Genomic DNA, 7,940 nt, shown 5'->3' with positions numbered 1-7,940 from the left:
TGCTGCGCAACGCAGTGGCCTGGTTCGCCGAGCGTGGAGTCACCGTCCAGCGGGTGTTGAGCGACAACGGCAGCTGCTACAAGTCGAACCTGTGGCGCGACACCTGCCACGACCTGGGCATCACGCCGAAGAAGACCCGGGCCTATCGGCCACAGACGAACGGCAAGATCGAGCGCTTCCATCGAACCCTCGTCGAGGGCTGGGCGTTCAAGAAGTTCTACAACTCCGAATCCGCAAGACTCGCCGCTCTGCCAGCATGGATCCACGAGTACAACCACCACCGGCCCCACTCAGCAATCGCTGGGCGCTCACCCATCACCAGGTTGGACAACCTGGCTGGGCATCACAACTAGGAGAGACGCCATGGGACTGTTGAAGACTGCGGGAAAGGTGGCCGTGGCCACCAGGGTGCACGGCAACGTGCAGCGCCGCCAGCAGCGGCGGTGGGCCCAGCAGGACCTGGCGGCAGCGGCTGCGGCGCCACCGCCACCGGCGACGCCGCCCGTGGCGTCGAGCGCACCACCACCCCCGGCTGACACGTCGATCGCCGACATGCTGGCTCTCCTGGCCCAGCTCGGGGCGCTGCGCGACAGCGGTGTGCTGACCGACGACGAGTTCGAGACGCAGAAGGCGCACATCCTGAAGAACGCACAGCGCCAGTGAGTGCGGACGGTGGCGCCGAAGACCCACACGTCTCCTGATGGCCCCGGGGTCTGCCCTGCTGAGGGTCGTTCAGCGCACGCGGTCCGATCCGGCGCTGCGGCGCGAGTCGGACATGATGGGCGTCTACGTCTCCATCGCGCTGCTCGCCGCCCTGATCGCCGGCAACGACCACGCGGGCGACAGCCAGTTCGGGGTGCTCAAGGTCGTCTGGGGCACCACCCTCGGCCTGGCGCTCGCGCACTGGTTCGCGGTCACCCTGTCGGCCCGGCTGGTGCACGACCCCGACCCGCACCACACGGCAGCGGAGCTGTTCGCCTCGCAGGTGGTCGTCGTGGGCCTGGTGACGGTTGCGGCCACTCTCGTCGTGGCGTTGCTGCCCGTGGACGTCGAGCGGCTCGGGGCGCGTCTCACCGCCGCGGCCTTCCTCGGTGTGCTGGTCGTCGTGGAGAGCCGAGCCGGTGGGTCGAGCACCGGGCGCGCCGCGGCGTACGGGGTCGGTGCGCTCGCGGTCGCCGCGCTGATCGCGACCATCAAGTGGTTCGTGTCCTACTGACGATCGTCCGGCTCAGTGGTCCCCTCACCCGCTCCGGGTGAGGTCGGCGCGCGTGCGTCCTCCTACATTGCTGACTGGCCAATGGAGCACGGTGCCGGTGCCGTGGTCGATCACCGAGCTGGAGGCTCCGATGAATCCTGTGGTGGCATTCGTAGTCGTCATGCTGGTCTGGACGGTCAGTGACTTCGTCGCCAAGAAGACCCAGTCGTTGCTCTCGTCCCTCTTCGTCGCCTCGATCATCTTCCTGATCGGCTTCCTCTCCGGGATCTTCCCGGAGGACCTGCTGTCGAGCTCGTCGCTGCTCGCGCTCGCGGGGGTCGTGGTGGGCTTCATCATCGTGCACCTCGGCACCATGATCAGCCTCGACGACTTCAAGAAGCAGTGGAAGACACTCCTGGTCGGGATCGCCACGGTCCTCGGCATCGGCGTCGCGCTGCTCGTCGCCGGGTGGGTCTTCGGGCCGCGCATCAGCGGGAGCACGGCCGACGGCTACGCCCAGGCGATCGACTTCGTCGTCGCGGGCACCGGCGCGCTGAGCGGTGGCACGATCTCGGTCCTCATCGTGCAGGACGCGGCGCTCGGGGTCGGGCTGACCAACATCGCCGTGTTCCCGGTGCCGATCGCCGCCCTGCAGGGGCTCATCGGGTTCCCACTCACGTCGATCATCCTGCGCAAGGAGGCGGCGCGCCTGCGCGACGAGTACCGCGCCGGCAACATCGAGGCCGTCGTCGTCGAGGAGAAGGACTCCGCCGGCACCCGCCTGCCGGACGCGCTGACCACCACCGCCGGCACGCTGTTCGTCGTCGGGCTCGTGGTGCTGGCCAGCCTCGGCATCAACAACCTCACCAACGGCGTCCTCAACACCTTCGTCGTCGCCCTCGTCTTCGGCATCACGCTGCGGTCCTTGGGGATCTTCAAGCCCTCCGTGCTGGGCGGCATCGACGCGTTCGGCCTCATGATGATCGCGATCATGATCCTGGTGTTCGGTCCCCTCGCCACGGTCGAGCCGTCGGACGTCAAGGCCCTCGCGTTCCCGTTGCTGCTCGCCTTCGTGTTCGGCGTGGCAGGCATCGCCGGCTTCTCCGCCCTCGTCGGCAAGCTCCTCGGCTACAGCGTGCCGATGTCCGTGGCCATCGGCCTGACGTCCCTCTACGGCTTCCCGGGCACGATGATCCTGTCTCAGGAGGCGGCCAAGGGAGCCGGCGAGACCCCCGAGGAGGTGGCCGCGATCGAGGGCCAGATCCTGCCGAAGATGATCGTCGCGGGCTTCTCGACGGTGACCATCACCTCGGTGATCGTGACGAGCATCATCGCCGGCCGGATCGGCACCGGCTGAGCCGTCCGAGCTGCCTCCGTGCCACGGACCTCGCCGGGCGTGCGGAAGAACTGCGGCCGTACGACGCCCTCGGCGCCTTCCGGGAGGTCGTACGGCCGCAGTTCTTCGGACCGGCGGCGGGCGGCGCAGTCGTCAGAGCGGCCAGACGAGCGGCACGACGACCAGCGCGACGAGGAACCACCAGATCATCACGGGCAGGCCGAGCTTCCAGTAGTCGTCGAAGCGGTAGCCGCCCGGGCTCATGATCATCATGTTGCCGGGGGTCGAGATCGGCGTCAGCAGCGCCGCGCAGCCGGCGATCGCCACGGCCATCAGCAGCGGTTTGGCCGACGTACCCGTGGCGTCCGCCGCGGCCATCGCTATCGGTACGACGACAAGGACCGTCGCGGTGTTGCTGACGACCTGTCCGAGGACGGCGGTCAGGACGAACAGGGCGGCGAGCAGCAGGATCGGACGACCGGACCCGACCGCGTCGATGAGCAGCGAGGCCACCCGGTCGGCTGCACCGCTGGTCTGGATCGCGGTCGACAGCGGGATGAGGGCGCCGACGAGCACCACGGTCTGCCACGACACCGAGCGGTAGGCCTGGGCCACCGAGACCACCCGGAACAGCACGAGGCTGACGGCGGCCGCCATGCCGGCGATGGCAGGCGGCACCTGGCCCGACCCCAGCATCGCGACGAGCGCGGCGAGGACGACGACGGCGCGGGTGGCCTTCGCACCCCACGGGACGGTCTGGCGGCGCACGAGGTCCGGCGAGTCCACGAGCAGCACGTCGCGGTCGCGGTTGAGCTGGTCGAGCGCCGACCACCGTCCGTGGAGGAGGATCGCGTCGCCCTCGGCCAGCTCGATGGGCCCGTCGCCGCGGTCGGTGCCGAGCCGCTGCACCGCGAGGATGATGAGCGCGTTCTCCCGCTTCATCCCTCGGTGCACGGTCTCACCGACCAGCCGCGAGCGGGGAGGTACGACAACCTCGGCCACGCCCGCCTCGCGATTCATCAGGTCCTGGCCGTCGCGGCTTCCGACCATGCTCACGGCCAGGCCGTGGTCGAGGGCGAACTGCGTGATGTCCTGGTGCGGCCCGGTCACGACGAGCGTGTCGTCGTCACTGACGGCCCCGACGACCGAGCGACCGTCACGGCTCTCCGCCGCCACCACCCTGACCCCGGAGTCCTTGCCGAGGGTGTGGGCCGGTCCCTGTCCGATGAGGTCCGAGCGCGAGCGGACCCGCAGGCGGTAGAACCCGTCGGTGATGAGGTACTGGCCCTCGAGCGTCTCCGCCAGGGCACCCAGGTCGGGCGCGGCGTGCGCGGGCGTACGCCGGGGGAGCAGGCGAGGGCCGAGGACCACGCAGAGTCCCACCGTGCCCACCAGCAGGGGGATCCCCACGAGGGCGAACGAGAAGAAGGGGAACGGACCCTCGCCCGCGCCCTTCGCGGCCTCCGAGATGATCACGTTGACCGGGCTGCTCATCAGCATCAGCATCCCGCCGGCGCTGCCGGCGAAGGCGACGGGCATGAGGAGCTGGGAGGGAGACAGCCCGACCCGGTAGCTGATGAGCACCACCAGGGGCAGCAGCGCGGCGACCGCGCCGTTCAGCGTGATGAGCGACGTCAGCACCGCCGACAGGAGGCAGACCGCCACCAGCACCTGCGTGGCGCCCGTCCCGGCCCGCTCCAGCAGCTTCTGGCCGGCCCACGTCGTCACACCCGTCGAGTCGATGGCCTCGCTCACCACGAACAGGGTGGCGATGAAGACGACGACAGGTTCGCCGAACCCGCCCACGGCCTCCTCGGTCGTGACCAGACCGGTGGCCCACAGGCCCAGCGCCGCCAGGAGGGCGACGGTGCCGACCGGCAGCTTGTTCCAGATGAAGAGCGCGACAACGACGGCGAGGACGACCAGGGCCGTCGTTGCGTCATCCATCCGAGCGCCTCATCGCGAGCAGTGGCGTGACCTTCACCGTGGCGTGCTCGGCGGGGCGAAGCGGGTGGCGAGCTCGATGAGGAGCTTCGCGCCGAACCCGCTGGCACCCTTGTTCCGCCACGTGCGCTCCTGGGGCTGCTGGGCGGTGCTCGCGATGTCGACGTGGGCCCAGGGGGTGCCGTCGACGAACTCCTCGAGGAACAGCGCTGCCGTGATGGAGCCGGCGTTGGCGCCGCCCATGTTGGTCATGTCGGCGATCGTGGAGTCGAGCTGCGAGCGGTAGCCGCGGTGCAGGGGCAGCTCCCAGACGGGCTCGTCGGCCACGTCGCCCGCGTGCCGGAGCTGGTCGATGAGCCCGGAGTCGTTGCCCATGACTCCGGCGATGTCGACGCCGAAGGTGCGCAGGCAGGCCCCGGTCAGCGTGGCCACGTCGACCACGGCGTCGACCCCGTCCTCGACGGCGAGGCAGAGTCCGTCAGCCATGACCAGGCGACCCTCGGCGTCGGTGTTGAGCACCTCGACGGTCGTGCCGTTGCGCATGCTGAGCACGTCGCCGAGCTTCATCGCGGATCCGGACGGCATGTTGTCGGTGCAGCACAGGTAGGCCGTCACGGCGCTGGTGCAGCCCAGGTCGCGCAGTGCCGTCATCGCTCCCAGGATCGCGGCCGCCCCGGTCATGTCGTTCTTCATCTGAGCGTGCGACTCGTCGCTGGGCTTCAGGCTGATGCCGCCGGAGTCGTACATGATCCCCTTGCCGACCAGCCCGAGATGCCCGGTGGGGGAGTCGGGACGGTAGGACACCTTGATCAGGCGGGGCTCCTCGATGCTGCCCATGTTGACGCCGAGGATGCCGCCGCAGCCCATCTCCGCGAGCTGCTGGCGGTCGAAGAGCTCGACCTCCAGGTCGCCGAGTCCGGCCACGTCGAGGGCGACCTGACCCATCCGTTCGGCAGAGAGGGTGGTGGCCGGACAGTTGGAGAGGTCGCGGCTGAGCATCGCGGCGCGGGCCACGACCTGGCCGCGGGCGGCGCCGGTGCTGGCCTGCTCGACCAGGTCGGTGGGCACGACGAGCGTCAGGGTGGTGAGGGTGGGCTCGTCGCCGCCGGCGCCGACGAAGAACCGCCAGCGGGCCAGGAGCACTCCTTCGACGACCGCCTGGGCGAAGTCGTCGGGCGAGATCCCCAGGTCGGCGTCCGGGAGCTCGACAGCGAGGGTCTTCTGGCCCGGTACGGCTCGCGCGAACGTCGCGGCGAGGTCGCGCACCAGCTGGAGGTCGACCGTCGCCGCGTCGCCCACGCCGAGCGCCACCAGGGCCCGGCCGTCGGGACCCGGCAGCACGACGACCTGATGGGCCTTCGCGGTGAAGCCGAGCACCGCGAGCTGCGCGGAGCTCGTACGCAGGTCCGGCGGAGGTTCGGCCCCCGCTGTCACCGGCACGGCGAGCGCGGCCGCGTCCGCCACGGTCGGTAGCGAGTCCACGACGGTGACCACCGCCGGGTTCCGCAGCGAGGACACGGGGTCGATGACGTGGAGCGCAGGACTGTTCACCAGGGACCTCCAGGGTGGGGTGGCAGACCTCGAGGATGGCTGCCCCGGCCCCCCGGGATGCTCCCCCGATTCGGGCGAACCCCACGGCGCTCAGCGGACGGGCGGCGACTCCTCGGAGGCGAGGATGTCGAGCCCGAGGCGCCGTGCGAGGTGACGGGCGGCGAGCTGGCCGCGGACGCTGTTGCCGGCACCGTCGAGCAACGGCGAGAACGTCCCGAGCGCGCCCTTGCCGGGGGAGACCGTGACGATCCCGCCCCCGATCCCGCTCTTGCCGGGCATCCCGATGTCGAAGAGCCAGTCGCCGGAGGTCTCGTACATCCCGGCGATGGCCATCACCGCCAACGTGGCGTGGGCGGTCTCTGGGTCCACGACCCGCTGACCGGTCACCGGGTTGGTCCCGCCGTCGGCGAGGGCCGCACCCATCACCGCCAGGTCGGTGGCGGTCACCGACAGGCAGCTCTGGCGGGTGTAGACCTCGACGGCGTCGGCCGCCTCGCCCTCCAGCGCTCCCACCGCGGCCAGCATGTTGGCCAGGCCGCGGTTGCGGTGGTTGGTCGCCCTGGCCGACGCCAGGGTGTCGTGGTCCAGCTCGAGGCGTCGGCCGGCGAACCTGGACAGGGCGTCGTGGACGACCTCCCAGCGCGCCTCGACGCCGTCGCCCGGAACGAGGCTCGCGGTGGCGATGGCGCCGGCGTTGACCATCGGGTTGGTGCGGCCGCGCTGGTCACGCTCGACGGGGACCGTGGAGTCGAAGGCCATCCCGGTGGCGTTGACGCCGACGAAGCGTCGTACGGACTCGATACCGCGCAGCTCGCACGCCAGCGCGAAGACGAACGGCTTGGCCACGCTCATGATCGTGAAGGGCGTCTGCGCGTCGCCCGCGGAGATGACGTCCCCGGTCGTCGTGACCACACTGAGGCCGAAGAGCCCGGGATCGACCGTCGCCAGGGCCGGGTACGTGCCGGACAGGGCGCCGCTCGACTCGGAGCGGAACAGCTCGTGGGCCTCGGTGACGCGATCCTGCGTCGTGGGCGTCGCCGGGAGCCGGCCTGGCGAGACGTGGCGTCGGGCGTCCGTGGTCACGTCGCCGACGGTGCCCGTGAGCGGGTGCGCGCACCACCCCTGAAGCGGGTGAGTGCCCACCGGCGCGGGGGAGCGGACCGGGTCCCGCTCGCGCGTCCTAGGGTTGGGGTGACGTACGGCTCCGCACCACACCACCCGGAGGGCACCCTGAGCACCACCGATCCCCGCGTCGCGCCCACGCTCGCCGCCGTCCTGTGGGACATGGACGGCACCCTCGTCGACACCGAGCCCTACTGGATCGCCACCGAGTACGCACTGGCCGAGAAGTACGGCGGCACCTGGTCGCAGGAGCACGCGCTGAACCTCGTCGGCAGCGCGCTGCTCGACTCGGGTGACTACATCCGCGTGCACATGGGCATCGACCGGACGCCGCAGCAGATCGTCGACGAGCTGCTCGACGGCGTCGTGGCCCGGGTCGAGGACGACGTGCCGTGGCGTCCCGGCGCTCGCGAGCTGCTGACCGACCTCCACGAGCACGGCGTGCCGTGTGCGCTGGTGACGATGTCGTGGCAGCGCTTCGTCGACCCGATCCTCGCCCAGCTGCCGCCCGGCACCTTTGCGACCGTGGTGACCGGCGACCGGGTCGAGTTCGGCAAGCCGCATCCGGAGCCCTACCTGACCGCCGCCGCCGAGCTCGGCCTGGCGCCGGAGGACTGCGTCGCGATCGAGGACTCCAACACCGGCGCCAAGTCCGCGGCCGCCGCCGGGTGCACCGTCCTGTGCGTCCCGCACCACGTGCCGATCCTCGAGGGCGAGGGTCGGGTGTTCGCCGAGACCCTGGACGGCATGGACACGGCCACGCTGGCAGAGATCACCGCTCCCTGACGAGAC

8 protein-coding genes are annotated in these 7,940 nt (G+C 70.7%); 5 read left to right on the top strand and 3 right to left on the bottom strand.

The window, feature by feature from the left end:
- The 4 genes from BM127_RS20665 to BM127_RS20650 all read left to right on the top strand — a co-directional run.
- The coding region (locus BM127_RS20665) for an integrase core domain-containing protein (protein ID WP_139227823.1) at positions 1-353 on the top strand (353 nt) is incomplete at its 5' end.
- 10 nt (positions 354-363) lie between these two features.
- Positions 364-663, top strand: a complete 300-nt coding sequence (locus BM127_RS20660) for an SHOCT domain-containing protein (protein WP_091201807.1) — start codon at positions 364-366, stop codon at positions 661-663.
- A gap of 37 nt (positions 664-700) precedes the next feature.
- Positions 701-1,216: a hypothetical protein gene (locus BM127_RS20655; protein WP_091201805.1), complete on the top strand. Its 516-nt coding sequence runs from the start codon at positions 701-703 to the stop codon at positions 1,214-1,216.
- Between the two features lie 142 nt (positions 1,217-1,358).
- Entirely contained in the window at positions 1,359-2,552 is a 1,194-nt protein-coding gene (locus tag BM127_RS20650) for a hypothetical protein (protein WP_198554387.1), read from the top strand.
- Positions 2,553-2,684: 132 nt separating this feature from the next.
- Here the strand turns inward: BM127_RS20650 and BM127_RS20645 are convergent, their stop codons facing one another.
- The 3 genes from BM127_RS20645 to glsA form a co-directional block, all read right to left on the bottom strand.
- Positions 2,685-4,478 carry an SLC13 family permease gene (locus BM127_RS20645; protein ID WP_091201804.1) on the bottom strand — a complete coding sequence of 598 codons (1,794 nt, stop codon included), beginning with the start codon at positions 4,476-4,478 and terminating at the stop codon, positions 2,685-2,687.
- Between the two features lie 33 nt (positions 4,479-4,511).
- Entirely contained in the window at positions 4,512-6,026 is a 1,515-nt protein-coding gene (locus BM127_RS20640) for a leucyl aminopeptidase family protein (protein ID WP_091201802.1), read from the bottom strand.
- A 90-nt stretch (positions 6,027-6,116) separates the two neighbouring features.
- Complete coding sequence (gene glsA / locus BM127_RS20635) at positions 6,117-7,109, bottom strand: glutaminase A (RefSeq protein ID WP_091201840.1); 993 nt, start codon at positions 7,107-7,109, stop codon at positions 6,117-6,119.
- Positions 7,110-7,217: 108 nt separating this feature from the next.
- On the opposite strand from glsA, the gene BM127_RS20630 reads away from it, so the two are divergent.
- On the top strand, positions 7,218-7,934 hold the full coding sequence (locus BM127_RS20630; RefSeq protein ID WP_231263467.1) for an HAD family hydrolase: 717 nt from the start codon (positions 7,218-7,220) through the stop codon (positions 7,932-7,934).
- The last annotated feature ends 6 nt before the right edge of the window (positions 7,935-7,940 follow it).

The sequence above is a fragment of the Nocardioides alpinus genome (assembly GCF_900112035.1).
Lineage (GTDB): Bacteria > Actinomycetota > Actinomycetes > Propionibacteriales > Nocardioidaceae > Nocardioides > Nocardioides alpinus.
This window is presented reverse-complemented; position numbering and strand designations above follow the sequence as displayed.